This is a genomic window from Arthrobacter sp. 01T425, from assembly GCF_056398725.1.
Genome location: NZ_JBFTPY010000020.1, coordinates 56,472 through 79,116 on the forward strand (window position 1 = coordinate 56,472; position 22,645 = coordinate 79,116).

Below are 22,645 nucleotides of genomic sequence, written 5' to 3' on the forward strand. Positions count from 1 at the left end.
ACGGCCCCGGTTTGGGACTTAAGCTTTCGCGGAGTCTTTCGCCAGGCGCTTCAGGGCTGCCATGGCTATCGATGAATCGGTGGTGGGCCAGAACGGCGGCAGCGCGGCGCGCAGGAAGCCGCCGTAACGCTCCGTGGAGAGCCGCGAATCCAGCACTGCCACCACGCCCTTATCCGAGGTCGAGCGGATCAGCCGTCCGGCGCCCTGCGCGAGGCGGATGGCGGCGTGCGTGGCCGAGACGGCCATGAAGCCATTGCCGCCGGACTGGGCCACGGCCCGCGAACGTGCCGTCATCAGCGGGTCGTCCGGCCGCGGGAAGGGAATCCGGTCGATGACCACCAGCCGGCAGGACACGCCAGGGACGTCGACGCCCTGCCAGAGGGACATGGTGCCGAACAAACACGTGTCAGGTTCGTCGGCAAACTGCCGCACGAGCGCCGTCATGGTCGACTCCCCCTGGCACAGGATGCTGAGGCCCAGCCGGGGCCGCATGGCCTCGGCTGCTTCCTCTGCGGCGCGCCGCGAGGAGAACAGGCACAGGGCGCCTCCGCCGGAGGCGCGGATCAGCTTCTCGAGTTCGTCCAGGGCCTCGGGGGACGTTCCGCGGCCGGGTTTGGGCAGGTGCCTGGCTACGTAGAGGATGCCCTGCTTCGGGTAGTCGAACGGGGAGCCGACGTCGACGCCGGTCCAGCTCGGGGCGCCGTTGCCAACCAGGCCCAGGCCGCCGGCGGCGGGTTCGAAGGCAGCGCCGATGGCCAGTGTGGCCGAGGTCAGGATGACGGTGTGGTCCGCGAACAGGCCCTCGCGCAACCGCCCTGCGACGCTCAGCGGGGCAACGTTGATCAACGCCGGCGCGCTCTCGTCCGGCTGGGAGTAGCCCTGCGCCGGGTCGAAGCTGCTGTTGCGGGAGAACCACACGACTTCGCGGTTTTCGCGCGCGGCCAGGAGGCGTTCACAGAGCTCCAGGATGACCATGAGGCGCGAGCGGGCCAGCTGCCGTCCGCCGTCCGCCGACACGGAGCTGTCCCCCTTGGAATCGGACAGGGCGGCGCGGCACGCGTCGCGCAGTTGGTCGATGCAGTCCAGCTGCTCGCTGTTCAGGCCGTTGGGCATCAGCCCGCTGGGGACGCCGTCGATGGCGAGCTCCAGGTGGGCGGCGGCATTGTTCAGCGCATCCACGGTGATGCCCGTGTGCTTCCGGGCCCCGGACGCGGCGGCGTGCACCATCGCCACGGAGAGCTGGCCCGAGACCGCGCCCGTGACGCGGTCCTGAAGTTCGTGTGCTTCATCCACCACGACGACGTCGTACTCGGGCAGCACCGCCAGGCCTTCGAAGGCACTGACGGCGAGCATGGCGTGGTTGGTGACCACGACGTCGGCATCGGCGGCGTTCTGCCGTGCCAGTTCGCTGAAGCATTCGGCCGCGAGCGGGCATTTCTGCGCGCCGAGGCACTCCATGGAGGTGACCGAGACCTGGCGCCAGGCCCGGTCCGTGACGCCCGGCATGAGCTCGTCGCGGTCCCCCGTGGCGGTCTCCTCGGCCCATTCGCGCAGCCGGACAACTTCCTTGCCCAGCTGGGAGGACGGCCCGCCAAGTGCGGCGGCGAAGTGCGGCACGGACGTGTCCTCGCCGAGGGAAAACAGCTGTCCCTCGGAAGGTTCTTCGGACGGAAAGCCGCCCTCGAGTTTGTGCCGGCAGACGTAGTTGGACCGGCCCTTGACCAGGGCGACCTTGACGGGCCGCTCCAGGGCAGGGGTGATGGTCTTGAGCAGCCTGGGCAGGTCCCGGCCCACAATCTGCGTTTGCAGTGCCAGGGTGGCGGTGGAGACCAGGGTGGGTTTGTTGCTGGTCAGCGAATGCGCGATCAGCGGAATCAGGTAGGCCAGCGACTTGCCGGTGCCGGTGCCGGCCTGGACCAGCAGGTGATCGCCGCTGTCTATCGCGCGCGCCACCTGCCGGGCCATTTCGTGCTGGCCATCGCGGCTCTGCCCGCCCATGCCGGACACGGCACGGTCGAGCAGCTTAACAACAAACTCCTCGCCGGCCGCGCCGGCAACCGAACCGGCGCCGGTGTCGGCGTCGGCCGGCCCAGCGTCAGCTGGTTCGGCGTCGGTCCTGGTCACCTCAGCCTCAGTCATTGCTGATGAAGGGATCCAGTTCGGCGGCGAGTCCTTCACGCACCATCACCACGGCACGGGTCCCGGTTTCCTCGTGGTCGAGGCTGAGGATCTCGGCGTCGCTCTCGTGGAGCTTGCTGATCAGATCCCCGCGGTTGTACGGGATGAGCAGTTCAAGCTTCACGCTGGGCCGCGGAATGCCGTCACTGATGGCCTTGAGCAGTTCCGGAATGCCTTCGCCGGTGCGGGCCGAGACCACCACGTGGCGCGGCTCGCGCTGCTTGAGCCGTTCGACCACGAACGGGTCAGCGGCGTCGGCCTTGTTCAGGACAATGATTTCCGGAACCTTGCGCGCGTCGACTTCGCTGAAGACCGTCCGGACAGCCGCGATCTGGCCTTCCGGATCCGGGTGCGAGACGTCCACGACATGCAGGATCAGGTCAGAGTCGGCGACCTCTTCCAGCGTGGAGCGGAATGCCTCCACGAGCTGGGTGGGCAGGGAACGGACAAAGCCCACGGTGTCGGCCAGGGTGTATCCCAGCCCGTCAGCGGTTTCGGCCTTGCGGACGGTGGGGTCCAGGGTGGCGAACAGGGCGTTTTCCACCAGCACCCCCGCGTCGGTCAGCCGGTTCAGCAGCGAGGACTTCCCGGCGTTGGTGTACCCGGCGATGGCGACAGAGGGCACGGCATTACGGCGGCGGTTGGCGCGCTTCGTTTCCCGGGCAGGCTTCATGGCGGCGATTTCGCGCCGCAGCTTGGCCATCCGGGTGCGGATCCGGCGGCGGTCCAGTTCGATCTTGGTCTCACCGGGACCACGCGAGCCCATGCCGGCACCGGCGCCGCCCACCTGGCCACCGGCCTGGCGGGACATCGATTCACCCCAGCCGCGCAGGCGCGGGAGCAGGTATTCGAGCTGGGCGAGCTCCACCTGCGCCTTGCCTTCACGGCTCTTGGCGTGCTGGGCGAAGATGTCCAGGATCAGCGCTGTACGGTCAATGACCTTGACCTTGACGATGTCCTCCAGCCCGCGCCGCTGGGACGGGGCCAATTCGGCGTCGACGACGACGGTGTCGGCGCCGGTGGACATCACGATGGCTTTCAGTTCCTGTGCCTTGCCGGAGCCGAGGAAAGTCCCGGGATCGGGCTTGGCGCGCCGCTGGACGAGCCCGTCGAGGACCTCGGAGCCGGCCGTCTCAGCGAGGGCGGCAAGTTCGCGCAGGGAGTTCTCGGCGTCCGCGAGGGTGCCCTCGGTCCAGAGCCCGGCCAGGACGACGCGCTCAAGGCGCAACTGCCGGTATTCGACCTCGGTGACGTCTTCGAGTTCGGTGGACAGGCCGGCCTTGCGGCGCAGTGCGTGCCGTTCCTCAAGGTCCTGCTGGTCGCCGTCGAAGTTGGTGTACACCTCGTCCAGGCGGGAGATGGCCTGCGCCTTGCCGAGCACCGACGTCGGGCTGCTGGTACCAGCACCGGAGGCGGTGCCATGGCCGGTGCCGGTGCCGCGGCCGGGGGCGGGGGTGTCCTTGGAAAGGATCCGGTCGATTACAGCTTGAATCTCTTCAGGGCTCATGTCCTGGGCTGCTGAATCGGGTCCGGTGTTGGGGTGGCTGGTCATGGTCTCCTTTAAAGGTTCGGCACTTTCAGAATAGTGCCGATTGTTGCTCTGTGGGGCGGTATTCGCGCTGGGCTGACGGCGGGGGGTCATGCGGGCCTCCTGGAATGCCCGCGGCAACGGCGCCGGGGCGGGGCTGGTTCTGTGCGGAGCGGTGGCTGGGTGAAAATAGAGGCGGCTACGGCGCCTGGCTGCGGGGACACTGGCTGTGTGGGCGGTGCCGGTGCAAAACACGGTGAGGTAGGTGCCTCCGCCACGCCGGGCCCGGGAGCGGGCCAGGGAGCACGGTGCCTGGGAAGATGGTTGGATTCCAAGTGGTGCGGGCGCCCGCGGGTGAGAAAACTCACCCCTGCAATGGCGCACTCAGCGGAAGGCGTTTACCTGCGTCGCTACGGAGTCCCTCGGCGTCCCTGACAAGGACGGGACGGGACCCGTGCCGGCTACTTGGAGATCAAGATCATGTTTTGTAGCGTAGCAGACGCCGGCGCTCCCACCCGGTTTCCCATACGGGCTGGCCGCGAACTAATCTGGCCCATTATGGAGTCTGCACACTATTTCAGCGCCCAGCCGGCCGGGCCCTTTACCCGTAAGCCGCTCACTGTGGATCTTGCCGGTGAGACGCGCCGGCTGCAGACGTCCTCCGGGATCTTCAGCCCGGACGGGATCGACAAGGGAACGGCCGTGCTGCTGGCCGACGTCCCGGCGCCGTCGCCGCAGGGCAACCTGCTGGATATCGGCTGCGGCTGGGGACCGATCGCCCTGACCATGGCCCTGCGGGCACCGCACGCCCAGGTCTACGCGGTGGACGTGAACGAACGCTGCGTGACCCTGACCAATGAAAACGCCGGGCTGTTGGGGCTGCACAACGTATCCGCCAGCACGCCGGACGCCGTGGACCCCGACCTGCGCTTTGACACCATCTGGTCCAACCCGCCGATCAGGATCGGCAAGGATGAACTTCATGCCCTCCTTCGCCTGTGGATTCCCAGGCTGGCGCCGGGCGGATCGGCCTGGCTCGTGGTCCAGAAGAACCTCGGCTCGGACTCGCTGCAGCGCTGGCTCTCGGCGGAGCTCGACGCCAGCTTCAGCGTGACCCGGGAGAGCACGTCGAAGTCGTTCCGGATCCTTCGAATCAGGAAAGCGTCCCGCTAGCGACGATCACGGCCGGGCCGCTGAGTTCGACGTGTTCGTGCCCCTCCGGGCCCAGGAAGAATTTCACTCCGACGACGCCGCCGGGGACGTGGACGTTCCACGCGTCCGGTGCGCCCTGGCCGGCCCAGTGGCGAATCGCGACGGCGGCGGCGCAGGCGCCCGTGCCGCATGACTGGGTCTCCCCCACTCCGCGCTCGTGGACCCGCATGGTGATGGTGCCGGTGCCGTCGTGGACCAGTGGTTCGGAGGGCACAACGAATTCGACGTTGGTGCCGTGCGGCGGCGTCGGGTCCACCCGGGGGGCCGTGAACAGCTGCGTGGCCTCCAGTTCGGCTGTTTCGGCCAGGGCCACGACAGTGTGCGGGTTGCCCATGCTGACGGAGAGGGCGGGCCGTGCGACTTCGAGCCCGTCGGCGCTGACCAGCGAGTCCATGGCCCGCGCGGTCGCCTCGCCCGGGAAAATGAATTCCCAGGGGCCCATGTCCACGGCGTAGCCCGCAGCCGTCCGGACGATCGTCTTGGCACCGCCCCGGGTTCCAATGACGAGCGATTCGCCGGCCGGCAGGTCCACGAGGCCTTCGGCGATGAGGAAGTGCACAAAGACGCGGACTCCGTTTCCGCACATCTCAGAGAGCGAGCCGTCGCCGTTGCGGTAGTCCATGAACCACTCGGCATCGGGGTGCGCGGTCAGCAATTGCTGCCCCTCGGGCAGGAGCCGGGAAGGCACGGCCCGGATCAGGCCGTCGCCGCCGATGCCACGGTGCCGGTCACAGAGCGCCGCGACGTGCTCCGGGCTCAACTCGAGCGCGCCGTTGGGGTCTGCGATCAGGACAAAGTCGTTGCCCGTTCCGTGGCCTTTGGAAAACTTCAGGCCGCTCAGCGGGGCGGTATCGCCGGCAGTACGGTCAGCGGCTACGGCTTGGGATTCGTCCATGCTCCAAGGTTACCGTTCCGCCCCGACCGCTCCGGCACCGTGACCCAAGCGCTACGCCGGAGGCAGAACCGGCGTCGCCCGGCAGAGGCCGGCGGCCTCGGCCACGAGGTCAGGATCGTGCCAGCCCAGCCAGGTGACCCGGGGATCCGCACGGAACCAGGTCAGCTGGCGGCGCGCGAACTGCCGGGTGGCGATGATGGTTTCGTCCGCGGCCTGCTCCACGCTGGAGGCACCGTCGAGCACCCGGAGGAACTGGGCGTAGCCGAGGGCCCGCGGCGCGGTCCGGCCGCCGCGGAGCCCTGCTGCGTCCAGCCGGCGGACTTCGTCCAGGAGCCCCCGGTCCACCATCGCGTGGACCCGGTCGGCCAGGCGCTGCCGGAGCAGTTCCCGGTCCACCTCGAGTCCGATCTGGATGGCAGGCTGGAAGTATTGGCGGGCCGGCATGAAGGAGCTGAATGGCCGCCCGGTGAGCTCGAAGACTTCCAGGGCGCGGATGATCCTGCGCTCATCGCCGAGCCTGCCCGCGGAGACGGGGTCCACTGCCTCGAGCCGTTGCCGCAGGGGCGCGGGGCCCGCGGTAGCCAGTTCCGCCTCGAGACGGCCGCGGATCTCCGGATCCGTGCCGGGGAATTCCAGGACGTCGAGGGCGGCGCGGACGTAGAGTCCGGAGCCGCCGGCCAGGATGGCGCGCTTACCCCGGCCGTGGATGTCGGCGATCAACGCCCGGGCCTGCTGCTGGAAGTCCGAGACGCTCGCTTCCTCGGTCACGTCCAGAATGTCCAGCAGGTGATGCGGCACACCGCGGCGCTCCGCCTCGGTGATCTTGGCGGTGCCGATATCCATGCCGCGGTAGAACTGCATCGAGTCGGCGTTGATGACTTCACCGTCGAGCTCAAGGGCGAGGGAGACTGCCAGGTCTGATTTGCCGGATCCCGTCGGCCCGACGACGGCGATCACCGGCGGCGCGGCCGGCCGTGCCCCCTGCGCCGCCGCATTTTGGGCAGCGTCCTTCTGGGCAGTGCCCTCGACCGCCAAGGCCTGGGCTGTGTCCTCGACCGCCGTGGCGCGGGCTGCTGGGTTCTGGACTGCTTCGTTCCGGGGAGCGCCCTGCGGGCCGGGCACGGCGCTAACGGCCGCGGACCGGGAGGCTGGGCATGCCCAGCGACACGCCGGAGGTGCCCGACACGCCGGAGGTGCCCGCCGGGCTGGCCGGGGCGCCGCAGGAATCTGCCTGCGACCGGTCCCAGGCATCGCCGGCACGGGACCGGCGCAGGCTGTAGTCCTCGGCCGAGGCGGGGTCGGAGACGAGGTGGAACGCCGCCGCCTCTGTGATGGTGACAGTCACCAGATCGCCGGGCCGGGGCACTTCGGCTCCGGCGGGCACGGAGAAGTGCACCAGCCGCTGGTCCTGGGACCGGCCGGAGAGGCGGTGGGTTTCCCCAGCCTTTCGGCCTGACTGGGCCGTCACCATGACCTCGACGCGGCGGCCAAGCTGCCCGGCGTTCTCCTCGGCGGCAATCCGGTCCTGCAGGGCAGTGAGGCGTTCGAAGCGTTCTTGGACCACGGCCTTGGGCAGCTGGTCCGGCAGGTCCGCGGCGGGCGTGCCCGGCCGCTTGGAGTACTGGAAGGTGAAGGCGGTGGCGAACCGGGACTTCGCCACGACGTCGAGGGTGGCCTGGAAGTCCTCCTCGGTCTCGCCGGGGAACCCGACGATGATGTCGGTGGAGATGGCGGCGTGCGGGATCTTCTCGCGGACCTTGTCCAGGATGCCGAGGAACTTGGTCGAGCGGTAGGACCGCTTCATGTCCTTGAGGACCTTGTCCGAACCGGACTGCAGGGGCATGTGCAGCTGCGGCATGACGTTGGGCGTCTCGGCCATGGCGTCGATGACGTCGTCGGTAAAGGCGGCCGGGTGCGGACTGGTGAACCGGACCCGCTCCAGGCCCGGGATGTCGCCGCACGCCCGCAGGAGCTTGGAGAACGCCTGCCGGTCGCCGAATTCGACGCCGTAGGAGTTCACATTCTGGCCCAGCAGGGTTACCTCGATGGCACCGTCGTCCACGAGCGCCTGGATTTCGGCCAGGATCTCGCCGGGGCGGCGGTCCTTTTCCTTGCCCCGCAGGGCCGGGACGATGCAGAAGGTGCAGGTGTTGTTGCAGCCCACCGAGATCGATACCCAGCCCGAGTAGACGGAGTCCCGCTTGGTGGGGAGGGTGGAGGGAAAAACGTCCAGCGATTCGAGGATCTCCAGCTGGGCCTCATTGTTGTGGCGGGCCCGGTCCAGCAGCGCCGGCAGGGCACCGACATTGTGGGTGCCGAACACGGCATCCACCCACGGGGCTTTCTTGAGAATGGTCTCGCGGTCTTTTTGCGCGAGACAGCCGCCGACGGCGATCTGCATGCCCGGGTTGGCTGCCTTGACCGGGGCGAGGATGCCGAGGTTGCCGTACAGCTTGTTGTCGGCGTTTTCCCGGACCGCGCAGGTGTTGAAGACCACGACGTCGGCCAGCTCGCCGGAGGAGGGGACGTAGCCTGCGGCTTCCAGCATGCCGGCCATCCGCTCGGAATCGTGCACGTTCATCTGGCAGCCGAAAGTGCGCACCTGGTAGGTGCGGGGCTGGGCCGGGGCGGGACTTTCCGGTGCGGAAACGGGGTCCGCACCGAATGTCTGGGGCCCTGCCGGCTGCACCGCCAGTGGCGCTGTCGGAGAAGTCGTGCCGGCCGTTGGGGAGGGAATGGTAAAACTCACCTGTTAAGGGTAACGGGTAAGGGTAGTGGGCAGCGGCTGGGCCAGCGCAGACCCCGGCCCGGCGGTCCTATTCCCCGTCCCCCGCTTGGCCGGCGGCGGCATCGAGCACCTCACCCACCACCCGGAAGGCGAGCGACGGCTGGTATCCCTTGCGGGCCAGCATTGACGCGAGGCGGCGCGTAACTTTGTCGCGTTCGGCCCGGTCTTCGCCGCCGGTGAATCCCCGCAGCTTGCGCTCCACGAGCTCCCGGGCGGCCGTTTCCTCGTCGGCGTCGCTGAGCTGGTCCAGTGCGCCGGCAGCGATCTCCGGGTCGATGCCCTTGTCCGCAAGTTCGCGCCGCAAGGCCCCTTTGGCGAGCTTGCGCGTCTGGGACCTGCTGCGGACCCACATGTCGGCGAACTCGGCGTCGTCAACCAGCCGCACTTCCTCGAAGCGGTCCAGCACGGCCTCCGCGACGTCCTCAGGGACGTTGCGCTCGGCCAGCTTGCGCGAGAGCTGCAGCCGGCTCTTGGGCGAAGTCGTCAGCTGCCGCAGCACGATGGCACGCGCCACCGCCGCGGGGTCCGCGTCCCGGTCCTGCCCGGCCGGCGAATCCGCGCCATCGGTGCGGTCCGCCGGCTGATCCGGGCCGGCAAAGCCGGGGGCAGGATTCCGTGATGGAAATCCTGCCCCTTTGCGCCGCCGGCTGTTAGAAGCCGTCAACGGCCTTCAGCTTCGGAGATTCTTCGGTCTCAGCCGGGGCCTTGACGCCAACGCCGAGCTTTTCCTTGATCAGGCGCTCGAGTTCGGCCGCCAGCTCCGGGTTGTCGCGCAGGAAGCGGCGGGAGTTCTCCATGCCTTGGCCCAGCTGGTCGCCATCGTAGGTGAACCAGGAGCCCGACTTCTTGATCAGGCCGTGCTCGACACCCATGTCGATGATGCCGCCCTCACGGGAAATGCCCTGGCCGTAGATGATGTCGAACTCGGCGATCTTGAAGGGCGGGGCCATCTTGTTCTTGACGATTTTGGCCTTGGTGCGGTTGCCGACGGAATCGGCGCCCTCTTTCAGGGTCTGGATGCGGCGGACGTCGATGCGGATGGAGGCATAGAACTTCAGCGCCTTACCACCGGTGGTGGTTTCCGGGGAGCCAAAGAAGACACCGATCTTTTCACGCAGCTGGTTGATGAAGATGGCCGTGGTCTTCGTCTGGCTCAGGCGGCCGGTGATCTTACGCAGGGCCTGGCTCATCAGGCGGGCCTGCAGGCCCACGTGGCTGTCGCCCATGTCGCCTTCGATTTCCGCGCGGGGAACGAGGGCGGCCACTGAGTCGATGACTATGACGTCAAGGGAGCCGGATCCGATAAGCATGTCCATGATTTCCAGCGCCTGCTCGCCGGTATCCGGCTGGGAGACCAGGAGCGCGTCGGTGTCGACGCCCAGCTTGGCGGCGTATTCCGGATCGAGGGCGTGCTCGGCGTCGATGAAGGCGGCAATGCCGCCCTGGCGCTGGGCATTGGCAACCGCGTGCAGCGCGACCGTGGTCTTACCGGATGATTCCGGACCGTAGATTTCCACGACGCGGCCGCGGGGCAGGCCGCCAATTCCCAGGGCGACGTCGAGTGCGATGGACCCGGTCGGGATGACTTCGATGGGCGCACGGACTTCATCGCCGAGGCGCATGACCGAGCCTTTGCCGAACTGCTTGTCAATCTGGGCAAGCGCTGCGTCGAGCGCCTTCTGGCGATCCGGGGCTGCGGCCATGATTCACACCTCTAATACTTTCTCGCTGTGGAGTGGCCGTGGAGGCCTTTGTCTGTCATCACTGACGCTACTGGCCCCCTCCGACAAAGTTGTCGGGAGAACCACTTATGTGGAAAACGGTCTGAAAAAAAGCATATCCCCATCCGAACAGATATTCGAACAAGCGGACGGCGTGTCAGGCGTCAGCGGAGCTCGGCCGGCGTCAGCGCGACGACGCAGGCGTCAGCGGGGCCCGGTGGTGTCACGGGGTTTGACGTCGCGGCCCAGGCGGCGTTCCGGCGGAACGTCCTGGACGTCGCACATGGCAAGCCACACCTGGCGCGGCGGAACGCCGGCGCTGAGCGCCTGGTCCGCGGTGCGGCCTCCGACCCCGGCCAGGACCAGCGAACTGCTCAGGACGCGGGAGTATCCCGCGCCGAACTCGTCGTCCATAAGCCGCCAAAAGTCACTGATTCGCACGAGTAAAGTCTCTCACGGCCGGGGACTCTAGAATGGTTGCCATGAGCAACCCAACTGAGTCCGCGGGCGATCCCGCTCCCGATACCGCCGGCGCGGACGCCGCCCTGGACGCCGTCGAGAACCAGCTGAGTCTGCTCTGGCGCCGGGGCCGGTCGATTTCCCATCAGCTCTCGCGCCAGGTCCACCCGGACATGGAACCCGCCGCCTACGGCCTGCTCAGCGTGATCCGCCAGCAGGGCCCCATCCGGCTGACCGACCTAGCCTCCTGCATCGGCGTCGGCAAGCCATCGGTGAGCCGGCAGATCGCCTTCCTCGAGGGCCTCGGGCTGGTGTCGAAGGAGGCTGACCCGCTGGACGGCCGGGCGCAGGCCATCCGGCTGACGTCCGAAGGCGAGGAAAGGATGCACCAGGTCCAGGACGCACGGCGTGAGGTGTTCCGGGAACGCCTGGCGGAATGGCCGGCCGAGGATCTGCAGGCTTTGGCCATGTACATGGCCAAGCTCAATGCCACCTACGAGCGCGACGGTTTCCCCCGGGACGAGCCCGCCTGACTCCCCCACTGGGAACCTTGGTCACCGAAACACGACAAAGGACCTCCGGCCTGGGCCGGAGGTCCTCTTTTGTGTCTTAGGACTTAGGTGAGTGGCGGGCTAGCGCGCTCCGGAAAGGAGGCCCTTGGCCAGCTCGTCGGTGAGATCGGAGTTCAGTTCCCGGTCGAGGTCGCGGCCATAGCGCTGCGCGAACTCCTGGGGGACGGTGTCCGGAACCGCGACGCCCTCGGCGACCGCGACGCGGTCGCTGACTTCGCGGAGCATGCTCGAAAGCGGAACATCGAGGGCCGAGCAGATCGAGGAGAGCAACTCCGAGGAGGCTTCCTTCTGGCCGCGTTCCACTTCGCTCAGGTAGCCCAGGGAAACGCGGGCACTGTGTGAGACTTCGCGGAGCGTACGGCCCTGGCGCTGGCGGACATCGCGCAGGACATCACCGATTTCGTGACGTAGTACAACCATCTTGCGCTCCTTCTGTTCGCTCTTGGCCTGATCGGCGAGGCCCACATCCTTCCAGCGGACAACGCCGTTTACGGATACGGGCTGCTTTACCATCTGTATCGCCTTGCTCCTCGTACTGTCGAGTCCGCCGGTGGGGGCGGACTCTGCTGATGTTTTCATCCTAGGCGCCTCCCTCATTTGGAAGCGACACAATGTAACAACTATTCGGAATCAACTTTTGTTCCCGGCAACTTTACGCCCGGTAGCCTTCGGAAGATAGGGCCTCCAGCAGACGTTCCAGCGCGGCGCCGCAGGCAAGTGCGCGGATCTCGGCGCGGCTGCCGTCAAAGGAATAGGGGTACGACGTCGATCCTTCCGCCGTGGCGATGCCGACAAAGACCGTGCCCACCGCTTTGCCGTCGTGCGGTTCGGGACCGGCCACGCCGGTAGTGGACACGCCGATATCGGCGCCGCAGATGCGGCGCGCCCCGTCGGCCATGGCTGCGGCTACCTGGCCGTCCACGGAGCCGACGGCGTCGAGCAGCTCAGCGGGGACGCCGAGGACGTCGGACTTGACCCTGTTGGCATAGGACACCACGCCGCCCTGCAGCATCCCGGAGGCGCCGGGCGTGTCGGCCAGCACGGCGGTGACCATCCCGGCGGTGAGGGATTCGGCGGTGGCGGCGGTCAGGCCGCGGCCGAGGGCGCCGGTGACGGCCTGCTCCGCCAGGCGGTGCAGATTGGGATGCAGATTGGGGTGCAGGTTGGGGTGAGGAACGGGGTCCGGCTGGTTCATGGCTTGTTCTCCCTTGAACGTTGTTTCTCTGCCTTGATGCCGGCGGCCCGCAGTTTGAGCGCCTCAATGACGTATTCGCCGCCGGTCCACAGGGTGATGGCCAGGGCGGCCATCATCACGATGAACGCCACAACGCCCAGCCACGGGGCGAGGGATGCCAACGGAAGGACGTAGAGGAAGATGGCCGCCGTCTGCACCACCGTCTTGAGCTTGCCGCCGCGCGAGGCCGGGATAACGCCGTAGCGGATGACGAAGAAGCGCAGGGCGGTGATGCCCCACTCCCGGACCAGGATCAGGATGGTGACCCACCAGGGCAGTTCCTGGAGCAAGGAGAGCATGACCAGCGCGGAACCGATCAGGAGCTTGTCGGCGATCGGGTCGGCAATCTTGCCAAAGTCGGTGACGAGGCCGCGGGACCGGGCGATGTCGCCGTCGAGCTTGTCCGTGTAGATGGCCACCGCGAAAACGAAGGCGGCCGCCCAGCGCCAGACGCCGTTCTGGGCCTGCAGCCCCGGCGCGTCGAGGAGCAGGAACCAGACGAAGAACGGCACCAGCACTATCCGCAGCATCGTGAGGACATTCGGCAGGTTCCAGATCTGCGAGGCGGATCCGGCGTTGGCTTCGGCGCTATTCACCTTCCTAGGCTACCGTCTGCGCTACCGGCCGGTGAGCGACCAGGCGTCCTCTGAGCCGTCCTCGTCGCCGGAACCGCCGTCGGCGCCGTCGTGGTAGTCGATCGCCTGGGTGCGGTTCTCCAGGTCCGCCGCCACGAGGTCCTCGGCGTAACCGCCCTGGGCGATGTTCGCGTTGGCGTTATCGCTCAGCGCCGCGGTCTGCGAGTCGGCGGACACCGGGCCGTCCTGCCCCTTCATCGCGGCCAGCACGGCGGCGAGGTCATCGGGCTTGACCAGCACGTCGCGCGCCTTGGAACCTTCGGAGGGCCCCACCACTCCCCTGGACTCGAGCAGGTCCATGAGACGGCCGGCCTTCGCGAAGCCGACGCGGAGCTTGCGCTGGAGCATCGAGGTGGAGCCGAACTGGGTGGTGACCACGAGCTCGGTTGCCTGGAGCAGGACCTCGAGATCGTCCCCGATGTCGTCATCGATCTGCTTCTTCTGCGCCTCGGGCGCGACGTCGTCGCGGTAGACGGCCTTGAGCTGGCCCTTGACGTGCTCGACGACCTTGTGGATCTCGGACTCGGTGACCCAGGCACCCTGGACACGCATGGCCTTCGAGGCCCCCATCGGCAGGAACAAGGCATCGCCCTGGCCGATGAGTTTCTCGGCTCCCGGCTGGTCCAGGACCACCCGGGAGTCGGTGACAGAGGAGGTGGCGAAGGCCATGCGGGAGGGCACGTTCGCCTTGATCAGGCCGGTCACGACGTCGACCGACGGGCGCTGGGTGGCCAGGACCAGGTGGATGCCGGCCGCACGGGCCAGCTGCGTGATGCGGACAATCGAGTCTTCGACGTCGCGCGGGGCCACCATCATGAGGTCGGCGAGTTCGTCCACGATGACCAGCAGGTATGGGTACGGCTTGATGACGCGCTTGGAATCCACCGGCGGGTGGACCTTGCCGGCCCGGACAGCCTTGTTGAAGTCATCGATGTGCTTGAAGCCGTAATTGGCGAGGTCGTCATATCGGGCATCCATTTCCCGGACCACCCACTGCAGGGCCTCGGCCGCCTTCTTCGGGTTGGTGATGATCGGGGTGATGAGGTGCGGGACCCCTTCGTAGGCGGTGAGTTCCACGCGCTTGGGGTCCACCATGACCATCCGGACCTCGTCCGGGGTGGCCCGCATCAGGATGGAGGTGATCATCGAGTTCACGAACGAGGACTTACCGGCACCGGTGGCGCCGGCCACGAGCAGGTGCGGCATCTTGGCCAGGTTGGCCACGACGTACCCGCCCTCGACGTCCTTGCCGACCCCCATGACCATGGGGTGGTCGGTGCGGCGGGCGTTCTGGCTGCGGAGCACGTCGCCCAGGGACACGGTTTCGCGGTCCGTGTTGGGGATTTCGATGCCGATGGCCGACTTGCCCGGGATGGGGCTCAGGATGCGCACATCCGAGCTGGCCACGGCATAGGAAATGTTCTTGGACAAGGCGGTGACCCGTTCCACCTTGGTGCCCGGGGACAGCTCGATTTCGTAGCGGGTCACGGTGGGGCCGCGGCTGAAGCCGGTGACCTGCGCCTCCACGTTGAACTGGTTGAGGGTCTCGGTGAGCGAGGCGACAATCGCGTCGTTGGCCTCGGTGCGTTCCTTGGGGATGGAACCGGGTGTCAGCACGTCCGACGCCGGCAGGGTGTAAGTGACGTCGCCGGCCAGGGAAAGCTGCTCGGTGCGCTGCGGAATGGGGGTGGGCAGCGGTGCGGGCGCGACCGGGTTGGAGGGGACCTTGGCGGCCGCAGCGGCGGCATTGAGCGATCCCGCGGCCACCATCCCCGGAGTGACCAGCGGGATGGCCTCGGTGGCGTCGCCGCTGGACTCCGCCGCAGCGCCGGCTGATCCTGCCGTGCCGAGGCCCTGGGCGGCTTTGATCTTTTCGACGGCGATCTCGGCCTGGGTGGGACGGCGGACGCCGGGCGCGACATCGGGCGCGGCGTCGGCTGCGACGCCAGAGCGCGCCTTGCCCCTCGTGCCCTTGGCCGGAGGTGCGTCCGCTGCTTCGTCATCTGCGATGAGGGCGCGCTCGAAGGCCTCGTCGCCGACGTAGCCTTCCAGGCCGGACTCGTCGTCGTGGTCCTTGCCGAAGAGGCGCTTGCGCTTCTTCCTGGGCGGGGCCGGCGCGTCGTTCTCGTAAAGGTAGCTGCGGTCGTGGCGGTCGCCGCCGTCGTCGTCCTGCAGGTCGATGCCCATCAGGTGCTCGTAGGCGTCGCGCAGGCGGCCCGGGATCGCGCCGAAGGGCGTGGCGGTGACGATCAGCAGCGAGGTGAAGGCCAGCAGGCCGTAGACCGCGACGGGGACGGCGGTGTGCACGGCGGCGAGCGGGGCGGCGGCGAGGTAGCCAAGCATGCCGCCGGCCCGGCGCAGGCCGTCGAAGCCGTCGGCGACGGTCGGCTGGCCGCCAATAATGTGGGCCAGCCCGGAACCGGCGAACGTCATGATGAGGAAACCGATGCCGACCCGGTTGTTGCCGCGGCCGTCGTCGGGCTGGCGGAACAGGCGGAAGGCGCACACGAACAGCATGAGCGGCAGCAGCAGGGCCATCCAGCCGAACGTGCCGTTGACGATCGCAAACACGAGGTCAGGGAGCCAGCCCTGGAACCCCCACCACGCGAAGGTGGCAACGAAGACTCCCAGGGCCAGGTTGAACAGGGCGGCGCCGTCGCGGCGCTCCTCGGGGGCGAGGTCGCTGACGTCGTGGCCGACCCGCCGGATGCCGGCGCCGATCACGTGGGCGATGCCCAGCCAGGCACCGGCCAGCACCCTCACCACCCAGGGCTGGTGCGGCTCAACAACGGCCGACTGCCGGGTCCGCGCGGTGGCTGCGGTTCTACCTGCGGTCCCACCTGCGGTCCCACCTGCGGCGCCCCGCGGCCGGGCGGATTTGGATGCGGCGGGACGGGACCCCCGGCCGGGAGAACTGCCTGATTTGCCGCTTGAGTTTCCTCTAGGCGCGGAAGAAGTACGAGTCGCCATACCCGCCACGGTACCGGATGCCGGGCCGAAAACCCCGAATTTCCGGGCGTCCGGGATCATGTTGCCGCCACCACCAACGGGAACGGCCTCCCCCGCCTCCCGCGGCGCTCAGGCTGCGGGATGGCGGGGAAGGCCGTTGACCAGGCATGCGCCGGGTGCGCGTGAAGGACTTACGCCCGGTGAACCACCTGAGGCTTACGCCCGGTGAACCACCTGAGGCTTACGCCCGGTGAACCACCTGAGGCTTACGCCCAGTGAACCACCTGAGGCTTACGCCTCAAGGACCACCGGGATGATCATGGGCTTGCGGCGGAGCTTGCGGTTGACCCACGTGCCGACGACCCGGCGGACGACCTGCTGCAGCTGGTGCGTCGTGTGGTCCGTGCGGTTCAGCACGGCTTCCTCGAGGGCTTCATTGATCTTGGGGATGATCTCGTCGAAGACGGAATCGTCCTCGGCCACGCCGCGGGCGTGGATTTCCGGCCCGGAGACCACCTTGCCGGTGGCACGGTGGATGACCGTGATGATGGAGATGAAGCCCTCATCGCCGAGGGTCTGGCGGTCCTTGAGGTCTGCTTCGGTGACCTCGCCGACGCTGGAGCCGTCGACGTAGACGAAGCCAACCTCGACCTGGCCCACGATGTCGGCCTGGTGGTCGCGAAGATCGATCACTGTGCCGTTGTCCGCGAGCAGGATGCTTTCCTCGGGCACTCCGGATTCGAGGGCGATCTTGCCGTTGGCGATGAGGTGGCGGGTTTCGCCGTGCACCGGCATGGCGTTGAGCGGCTCAAGGATGTTGTAGCAGTACAGCAGTTCGCCGGCGGCAGCGTGGCCGGAGACGTGCACCTTGGCGTTGCCCTTGTGGATGACGTCGGCGCCGAGCTTCAGCAGGCCGTTGATGATGCGGAAGACGGCGTTTTCGTTGCCCGGGATCAGGCTGGACGCGAGGATGACGGTGTCCCCCTCGCCGACGACGACGCGGTGGTCGCCGTTGGCCATGCGGGACAGGGCGGCCATGGGCTCACCCTGGGAGCCGGTGGACATGAGCACAACCCGGTTGTCCGGCAGGTTGTCGATGTTCTTGATGTCGACCAGGATCCCGGCAGGGACCTCCAGGTAGCCCAGTTTCGCGGCGATGGCCATGTTCCGGACCATGGAGCGGCCCACGAAGGCAACCTTGCGGTTGTGGTTGGCGGCGGCGTCGAGAACCTGCTGGACGCGGTGCACGTGCGAGGAGAAGGACGCGACGATGATGCGCTTGGAGGCCTGCCCGAACAGCCGGTCCAGGGTGGGCCCAATTTCCTTCTCGGCGGTGGTGAACCCCGGGACGTCGGCATTGGTCGAATCCGACATGAACAGGTCCACGCCTTCTTCGCCCAGCTTGGCGAAGTGCCGGAGGTCGGTGATGCGGCCATCGAGCGGCAGCTGGTCCATCTTGAAGTCACCGGTGTGCAGGACGGTGCCGCCCGCGGTGCGGAGGAACACGGCCAGGGCGTCCGGGATGGAGTGGTTGACGGCGACGAACTCGCATTCGAAGGGCCCGTACTTCTCGACCTGGCCCTCGACGACGATCTTCGTGTTCGGCTTGATCCGGTGTTCCTGCAGCTTGGCCTCGATGAGGGCCAGTGTCAGCTGTGACCCGACGATGGGGATGTCGGAGCGCAGGCGCAGGAGGTAGGGGACGGCGCCGATGTGGTCTTCGTGACCGTGGGTCAGGACCACAGCGACGATGTCCTGGAGACGGTTCTCGATGTAGGAGAAGTCCGGCAGGATGAGGTCGACGCCGGGCTGGGTCTCTTCGGGGAAGAGCACGCCGCAGTCAACGATGAGGAGCTTGCCATCGATCTCGAAAACGGTCATGTTTCGACCGATTTCCCCGAGTCCGCCGAGCGGCACGATCCGCAGGGTGTTCTTCGGGAGGCGCGGCGGCGTGACAAGGCCGGGAAGGGCGGTTTGGGTCATAGTGCACTACTTTCCAGGCTGAAGCCGGGCTGGTTCTTAACCATCAGGATTGGCTCCCGATCAGGAAAAGACCATCCCCGCTTCCGCCAAATCCTCGCGGATGGTTGCGATCTCGGCCTCGCCCGGCTCCACGAGGGGCAAACGGACAACCGAGTTGGGCAGGACTCCCTGCCACTTAAGAACCTGCTTGGCAGCGACAGCACCCTGAATGTGGGTCATCACTGCGCGGACCACGGGGTCCAGTTCGAAATGTAGGGTGCGGGCGGTAGCAAAATCGCCTGCAAGTGCGGCATCGATCAGCGCACGGAATTGCCGCGTCGCGACGTGCGCGGAGACGCTGACCAGCCCGACGGCACCGGCGGCCATCCACGGCAGCGTGAGGCCGTCGTCGCCGGAGTAGACATCAAGATCGGTGTTCGCCAGGACGCGCGTGAGGGCGTTGAAGTCGGCCTTGGCATCCTTGAGGGCGACGATCCTGGGGTGGTCGGCGAGCCGGATCATGGTCTCGGGCAGGATGGGCACGCCGGCGCGGCCGGGGATGTCGTAGACCATGACGGGGAGGTCGGCGGCGTCGGCCACGGCCTCGACGTGCGCCTGGATACCGGCCTGGCTGGGCTTGTTGTAATACGGCGTGACGATCAGCTGGCCGTGCGCTCCGGCCTTGGCGGCGCGCTTGGCCATCTCGATCGAGTGCGAGGTGTGGTTGGTCCCGGTCCCGGCGATAACCTTGGCGCGGTCGCCCACGGCCTCGACGATGACGCGGAAGAGCTTCTCTTTTTCGTCGTCCTCGAGCGTGGAGGTCTCACCCGTGGTGCCGGAGATCACGAGGGCGTCATTGCCGTCGTCGACGAGCTTGCTCGCCAGTTCCGCCGACTGCCGGTAGTCGACCTCACCGTCCGATGTGAAAGGCGTGACCATGGCAGTCACGAGGGTCCCGAACGTGTAAGAGCGAATATCAGAGTCAGCCATATGAAAAACGTTACCTTGTCTGCGGCATGTTAGGACAATGGCGGCGGTGTGACGAACGTCAAACTCGGCGGCCGTGCGTCACGTTTCGGCGGCCCGGCCGGACTCAGGGCCGCCGAAACCGCGCCAGCACACTGTATTGGAGGCTCGCGGTCAGCACCTCGGTGCCGGTGCCGGCCGCCTGCCGGAGCGGGAGCCCGTCAGGACCCCAGAACCCGCTCAGGCCACACGAAGGGCCGAGCGGTGTGGCGCCCGCCAGGTTCGCCAGGACGGAGAACATCCGGTTGTCCATGGCCCGGGCGCCGAGATGCAGTGCCAGCCGGTGGTCTTCGCCGGCCGTGTAGAGGGCCGAGACGGCATAGATGTCCGCCCCGGCGTCCGCGGCCCATTCCGCATGGCCGGGGCGGGCTGCGTCGAAGCAGATCGCCAGGGCGACCTTCCAGCCGTCGATCTCCAGGACCGCTGGATTCCTGCCGGCCACGAAGAGATCCTGCTCCGGTCCGTGCAGGTGCGTTTTGAAGCTGGTCTCGATGGAGCCTGTCGGATGGACCGCGAGGGCGGCCAGCCGCGGCATACCGTCCGCGTCTTTGAACGCGGCACCGACGACGGCGGTTATTCCGGTGCGCCGGCAGATTTCCCGGATGCCGTCCAGCCGCCGGTCAGCCGCGCTCAGCCACTCCCCGGGTCCGTCCAGCAGGTCCAGCCGGTATCCCGTCAGCGAGAGTTCGGGAAAGATGACAAGCCGGGCTCCGTGCGACTCGGCGTCTTCGATCAGCCGGATGTGCTCGGGCACGTTGGCGGCAACGCCACCATCCATGGCCTGGTATTGGACGGCGGACAGCGTCAGCGCGGTGATTGAGCCAGTGGTCACCCTGCCATCCTATGCACCCCGTCTTTCGCCGGAGGGAGCCGATGGCGCCGAGCAGTAACGCCCGACGGCGGTTTCGCGAAGGGCCTCTGCCCAGGCGGCTAGACGCTGGGCCGCCCGCACGTAGTCGAACAGTTCGGTTGGAGTGAGGGCGTCGAGGTCCGTCTCGGCCAGCCGCCGGGCCAGCTCAGCTCCCGGCGGCACCGCGGCCAGCGCCGCACCTTCCTTCCCCCACTGAACGTCCTCGGCCGGCTCCCCGGCGACCAAGCGCCGGAAGAGGAAGTCCACGACGCCCGGGCTCATGGCTTTGAGGACGCCGGCCGCCGGCTCGCCACCGTTCGTCCGTCCGCCAGGCGTCGCGCTGTTCAGTTGCGGGCCAGACGGATCCGGGCCCGGAAATTGTCGGCTTGTGGATTCCCTGCCGGTGAATTCGGGCGTCAGGAAGGCTGGCTCTGGGGCGTCGTTCATGCGCCCATCGTATTCGAACATATATTCGAATACAAGGGATGCCCGGAGAAGGATCGGGGCTGCGGGCAGGCCGAAGATGAGACGGTCACCGGGCCGATCGTGAGACGATCAGATGATGACGGCGCGCGGAATGACTACGGCTTCCCGGACCGTCCGGGGCACTCCCCCCGGCGTCCGGCTGGCCGGCATCGACGCCGCGCGCGGCCTGGCCCTGCTGGCCATGATGGCCACCCACGTGCTGGCAACCTTTGAGCCGGACCCGCAGCTCACGCCCACCTGGATCGGCCTGGCGTTTTCCGGACGGGCAGCCGCGCTGTTCGCCGTGCTGGCCGGAGTCGGGCTCGCCTTGTCCACGGGGAAACAGCAGCCGCTTGAGGGCGCCGAACTGCGGGGTGCCCGCAGAGGCATCGCCTTGCGGGCGCTCGAAATCGGTGCCGTCGGGCTCTCCCTGGGCGGGCTGGAAGTCAACATCGCGATAATTCTGGTCCACTACGCCCTGCTGTTCCTGTGCGTGCTGCCCTTTGTCGGGCTTGGGCTGAAACGCCTGGCCGCACTCGCAGTCCTCTGGATACTGGCTGCGCCCGCCCTGGCCTACCTCCTGCGGCCGTGGCTGCTGTCCGCCGATCCGCCCCTGCGGCTGGGGCACAACCCAAGCTGGGAGGATCTGGCCGCCCCGGCCAGGCTGCTGGGCGACCTCTTTCTCACAGGCTACTACCCTGTCCTGCAGTGGATCGCTTATCTCCTCGTAGGGCTGGCGATCGGCCGGATGGCGCTGTGGAAAGCGGCCGTGCCGTTCCTGCTCGTTGCTGCCGGCACGGTGGTGGCCGGCATGTCCAAGTGGCTGGGGACGCTCATGCTGGAGGACTGGGGCGGCAGGCAGGCCCTTCAGGCGCACATCGGCGATCCCGCCTACCCGCTGGAGAGCCTGCTGCAGGTCAACCTGGCCGGCATCGACCAGTCAGGCTCAGTGTGGTGGCTGGCCACGAGTGCACCGCACTCCGGCACCACGCTGGATCTGTTGCACACCTCGGGGGCCGCTGCCGCCGTGATCGGCCTGTGCCTGCTGCTGGGCCGGCTGGGCGACTGGCTGGAACTGGATCTGCTGCTGCCGCTGCGCGGAGCCGGGGCCATGACGTTGAGCCTCTACACGGCTCACCTGTGCATCATGGCCGCCCTGCACGACCAGCCCTTGATGCCGGGCTGGACCGTGGAGGGTGTGTATTTCGCGCAGGCTGTCGGGATGCTGGTGGCCGGCGGAGTCTTCGCGGCCATGGCGTGGCGCGGGCCGCTGGAGTGGGCGACCCATGCGGCCAGCCAGGCGGGCCGGCACCAGCCGGCCCAAGTCCGCCGGTCTCGACGCGTACGCTAAGTTCCGCCGCCGGGTCGTGCGCTAAGTTCCGCCGCCGGGCCCGGCGCGGCCCGGCAAACGGTGTCCGGCTAGTTGTACTGCCCAGGGACGTTGGTTCGGTGAATGTGATGACTCGCTGGAGTCGTTGACCTAAAGGTGAGGACCTCCGGTTGCACAGTGGAGTTGCTTAGACAACCGCTGCAGCGACCAGGAGGTCCTCAATGTCCCACGCTAATGCCGCTTTGACTCCACGCCAACGTTTGCGCGTCGCGCGTCTGGTCGTAGACCACGGCTGGCCGGTGTCCCGGGCTGCCGAGCAGTTCAATTGCGCCTGGCCCACGGCCAAACGGTGGGCGACCCGCTACGCCGCGATGGGTCAGGCGGGTATGGCTGACAGGTCCTCGCGCCCGCACCGGGTGGCGAACCGGACGCCGCAGCAGCTGGTGCGCAAGGTCGTGCACCTGCGCTGGAAGCAGCGGCTGGGGCCGGTCGCGATCGGCGCGAAGCTGGCCATGCCGGCCTCGACCGTGCACGCGGTTCTGGTCCGGTGCCGGCTGAACCGCCTGCACCACGTGGACAAGCGCACCGGGGAGGTCATCCGCCGCTATGAACATGAGACTCCTGGAGCGATGATCCACGTCGACGTGAAGAAGCTCGGGAACATCCCCGACGGCGGCGGCTGGCGCTACGTTGGGCGGCAGCAAGGAGACCGGAACCGGGCAGGAACCCCGGACAAGGCGCGCAGCAGACACCGCGGGCCACTGATCGGGACCGCCTATGTCCACACCGTCATCGACGACCACTCCCGGGTCGCCTACGCAGAGATCCACGGCGATGAAAC

Annotated in this window: 20 protein-coding genes; 4 read left to right on the top strand and 16 right to left on the bottom strand. The window is 67.8% G+C overall.

Annotation, left to right across the window (positions count from 1 at the left end; translation table 11 throughout):
- Window positions 1-18: 18 nt before the first annotated feature.
- Entirely contained in the window at window positions 19-2,139 is a 2,121-nt protein-coding gene (locus AC1DNG_RS18655) for an ATP-dependent DNA helicase (RefSeq protein WP_476887972.1), read from the bottom strand.
- The gene (hflX, locus tag AC1DNG_RS18660; protein ID WP_476887973.1) at window positions 2,132-3,730 is read right to left on the bottom strand and encodes a GTPase HflX; all 1,599 of its coding nucleotides are present in this window, start codon (window positions 3,728-3,730) and stop codon (window positions 2,132-2,134) included. Before hflX ends, AC1DNG_RS18655 begins: the two co-directional genes overlap by 8 nt.
- A 534-nt stretch (window positions 3,731-4,264) precedes the next feature.
- Between hflX and AC1DNG_RS18665 the strand changes: the two genes are divergently transcribed.
- On the top strand, window positions 4,265-4,879 hold the full coding sequence (locus AC1DNG_RS18665) for a class I SAM-dependent methyltransferase (RefSeq protein ID WP_230008613.1): 615 nt from the start codon (window positions 4,265-4,267) through the stop codon (window positions 4,877-4,879).
- Here AC1DNG_RS18665 and dapF read toward each other — a convergent pair.
- The 6 genes from dapF to AC1DNG_RS18695 all read right to left on the bottom strand — a co-directional run bounded on the left by dapF (window position 4,860) and on the right by AC1DNG_RS18695 (window position 10,763).
- The gene (gene dapF, locus AC1DNG_RS18670; protein WP_028277231.1) at window positions 4,860-5,813 is read right to left on the bottom strand and encodes a diaminopimelate epimerase; all 954 of its coding nucleotides are present in this window, start codon (window positions 5,811-5,813) and stop codon (window positions 4,860-4,862) included. The two genes, AC1DNG_RS18665 and dapF, sit on opposite strands and share 20 nt — an antisense overlap.
- A gap of 51 nt (window positions 5,814-5,864) precedes the next feature.
- Entirely contained in the window at window positions 5,865-6,770 is a 906-nt protein-coding gene (gene miaA, locus AC1DNG_RS18675; RefSeq protein ID WP_476887984.1) for a tRNA (adenosine(37)-N6)-dimethylallyltransferase MiaA, read from the bottom strand.
- 169 nt (window positions 6,771-6,939) lie between these two features.
- Window positions 6,940-8,415: a tRNA (N6-isopentenyl adenosine(37)-C2)-methylthiotransferase MiaB gene (gene miaB, locus AC1DNG_RS18680; RefSeq protein WP_476887985.1), complete on the bottom strand. Its 1,476-nt coding sequence runs from the start codon at window positions 8,413-8,415 to the stop codon at window positions 6,940-6,942.
- A 214-nt stretch (window positions 8,416-8,629) separates the two neighbouring features.
- A complete protein-coding gene (locus tag AC1DNG_RS18685) occupies window positions 8,630-9,265 on the bottom strand; it encodes a regulatory protein RecX (protein WP_476887974.1) in 636 nt (211 codons plus the stop codon).
- Window positions 9,252-10,304 carry a recombinase RecA gene (gene recA / locus AC1DNG_RS18690; protein ID WP_018774457.1) on the bottom strand — a complete coding sequence of 351 codons (1,053 nt, stop codon included), beginning with the start codon at window positions 10,302-10,304 and terminating at the stop codon, window positions 9,252-9,254. The genes AC1DNG_RS18685 and recA overlap by 14 nt, the downstream gene beginning before the upstream one ends.
- Window positions 10,305-10,526: 222 nt before the next feature.
- The gene (locus tag AC1DNG_RS18695) at window positions 10,527-10,763 is read right to left on the bottom strand and encodes a DUF3046 domain-containing protein (protein ID WP_223913990.1); all 237 of its coding nucleotides are present in this window, start codon (window positions 10,761-10,763) and stop codon (window positions 10,527-10,529) included.
- 41 nt (window positions 10,764-10,804) lie between these two features.
- On the opposite strand from AC1DNG_RS18695, the gene AC1DNG_RS18700 reads away from it, so the two are divergent.
- Window positions 10,805-11,314, top strand: a complete 510-nt coding sequence (locus tag AC1DNG_RS18700; RefSeq protein ID WP_223913991.1) for a MarR family winged helix-turn-helix transcriptional regulator — start codon at window positions 10,805-10,807, stop codon at window positions 11,312-11,314.
- A 99-nt stretch (window positions 11,315-11,413) separates the two neighbouring features.
- Here AC1DNG_RS18700 and AC1DNG_RS18705 read toward each other — a convergent pair whose 3' ends face one another.
- The 8 genes from AC1DNG_RS18705 to AC1DNG_RS18740 form a co-directional block, all read right to left on the bottom strand.
- The gene (locus tag AC1DNG_RS18705) at window positions 11,414-11,866 is read right to left on the bottom strand and encodes a helix-turn-helix domain-containing protein (RefSeq protein ID WP_026538316.1); all 453 of its coding nucleotides are present in this window, start codon (window positions 11,864-11,866) and stop codon (window positions 11,414-11,416) included.
- A gap of 139 nt (window positions 11,867-12,005) precedes the next feature.
- The gene (locus AC1DNG_RS18710; protein WP_476856427.1) at window positions 12,006-12,548 is read right to left on the bottom strand and encodes a CinA family protein; all 543 of its coding nucleotides are present in this window, start codon (window positions 12,546-12,548) and stop codon (window positions 12,006-12,008) included.
- A complete protein-coding gene (gene pgsA, locus AC1DNG_RS18715) occupies window positions 12,545-13,183 on the bottom strand; it encodes a CDP-diacylglycerol--glycerol-3-phosphate 3-phosphatidyltransferase (RefSeq protein ID WP_476849453.1) in 639 nt (212 codons plus the stop codon). Before pgsA ends, AC1DNG_RS18710 begins: the two co-directional genes overlap by 4 nt.
- Before the next feature lie 21 nt (window positions 13,184-13,204).
- A complete protein-coding gene (locus tag AC1DNG_RS18720) occupies window positions 13,205-16,192 on the bottom strand; it encodes an FtsK/SpoIIIE family DNA translocase (RefSeq protein WP_476887975.1) in 2,988 nt (995 codons plus the stop codon).
- A gap of 270 nt (window positions 16,193-16,462) precedes the next feature.
- On the bottom strand, window positions 16,463-18,154 hold the full coding sequence (locus AC1DNG_RS18725; protein ID WP_476887976.1) for a ribonuclease J: 1,692 nt from the start codon (window positions 18,152-18,154) through the stop codon (window positions 16,463-16,465).
- A gap of 60 nt (window positions 18,155-18,214) precedes the next feature.
- Window positions 18,215-19,123: a 4-hydroxy-tetrahydrodipicolinate synthase gene (dapA, locus tag AC1DNG_RS18730; protein WP_223913994.1), complete on the bottom strand. Its 909-nt coding sequence runs from the start codon at window positions 19,121-19,123 to the stop codon at window positions 18,215-18,217.
- Between the two features lie 103 nt (window positions 19,124-19,226).
- Window positions 19,227-19,991 carry a carbon-nitrogen hydrolase family protein gene (locus tag AC1DNG_RS18735; RefSeq protein WP_476887977.1) on the bottom strand — a complete coding sequence of 255 codons (765 nt, stop codon included), beginning with the start codon at window positions 19,989-19,991 and terminating at the stop codon, window positions 19,227-19,229.
- Between the two features lie 9 nt (window positions 19,992-20,000).
- On the bottom strand, window positions 20,001-20,456 hold the full coding sequence (locus tag AC1DNG_RS18740) for a hypothetical protein (protein WP_476887978.1): 456 nt from the start codon (window positions 20,454-20,456) through the stop codon (window positions 20,001-20,003).
- Window positions 20,457-20,571: 115 nt separating this feature from the next.
- Here AC1DNG_RS18740 and AC1DNG_RS18745 point away from each other — a divergent pair, with 115 nt between their 5' ends.
- Window positions 20,572-21,825: a heparan-alpha-glucosaminide N-acetyltransferase domain-containing protein gene (locus AC1DNG_RS18745; RefSeq protein ID WP_476887979.1), complete on the top strand. Its 1,254-nt coding sequence runs from the start codon at window positions 20,572-20,574 to the stop codon at window positions 21,823-21,825.
- 200 nt (window positions 21,826-22,025) lie between these two features.
- Window positions 22,026-22,645, top strand: a 620-nt coding sequence (locus AC1DNG_RS18750; RefSeq protein ID WP_476887980.1) for a helix-turn-helix domain-containing protein, incomplete at its 3' end; no start/stop codon positions are given.

What these genes read in the sequence shown, in the direction of transcription:
- AC1DNG_RS18655 (WP_476887972.1), bottom strand. Translation starts at nt 2,139, where the DNA reads ATGACTGAGGCTGAGGTGACCAGGACCGACGCCGAACCAGCTGACGCT.
- hflX (WP_476887973.1), bottom strand. Translation starts at nt 3,730, where the DNA reads ATGACCAGCCACCCCAACACCGGACCCGATTCAGCAGCCCAGGACATG.
- AC1DNG_RS18665 (WP_230008613.1), top strand. Translation starts at nt 4,265, where the DNA reads ATGGAGTCTGCACACTATTTCAGCGCCCAGCCGGCCGGGCCCTTTACC.
- dapF (WP_028277231.1), bottom strand. Translation starts at nt 5,813, where the DNA reads ATGGACGAATCCCAAGCCGTAGCCGCTGACCGTACTGCCGGCGATACC.
- recA (WP_018774457.1), bottom strand. Translation starts at nt 10,304, where the DNA reads ATGGCCGCAGCCCCGGATCGCCAGAAGGCGCTCGACGCAGCGCTTGCC.
- AC1DNG_RS18700 (WP_223913991.1), top strand. Translation starts at nt 10,805, where the DNA reads ATGAGCAACCCAACTGAGTCCGCGGGCGATCCCGCTCCCGATACCGCC.
- AC1DNG_RS18705 (WP_026538316.1), bottom strand. Translation starts at nt 11,866, where the DNA reads ATGGTAAAGCAGCCCGTATCCGTAAACGGCGTTGTCCGCTGGAAGGAT.
- AC1DNG_RS18710 (WP_476856427.1), bottom strand. Translation starts at nt 12,548, where the DNA reads ATGAACCAGCCGGACCCCGTTCCTCACCCCAACCTGCACCCCAATCTG.
- AC1DNG_RS18720 (WP_476887975.1), bottom strand. Translation starts at nt 16,192, where the DNA reads ATGGCGACTCGTACTTCTTCCGCGCCTAGAGGAAACTCAAGCGGCAAA.
- AC1DNG_RS18725 (WP_476887976.1), bottom strand. Translation starts at nt 18,154, where the DNA reads ATGACCCAAACCGCCCTTCCCGGCCTTGTCACGCCGCCGCGCCTCCCG.
- dapA (WP_223913994.1), bottom strand. Translation starts at nt 19,123, where the DNA reads ATGGCTGACTCTGATATTCGCTCTTACACGTTCGGGACCCTCGTGACT.
- AC1DNG_RS18740 (WP_476887978.1), bottom strand. Translation starts at nt 20,456, where the DNA reads ATGAACGACGCCCCAGAGCCAGCCTTCCTGACGCCCGAATTCACCGGC.
- AC1DNG_RS18745 (WP_476887979.1), top strand. Translation starts at nt 20,572, where the DNA reads ATGACGGCGCGCGGAATGACTACGGCTTCCCGGACCGTCCGGGGCACT.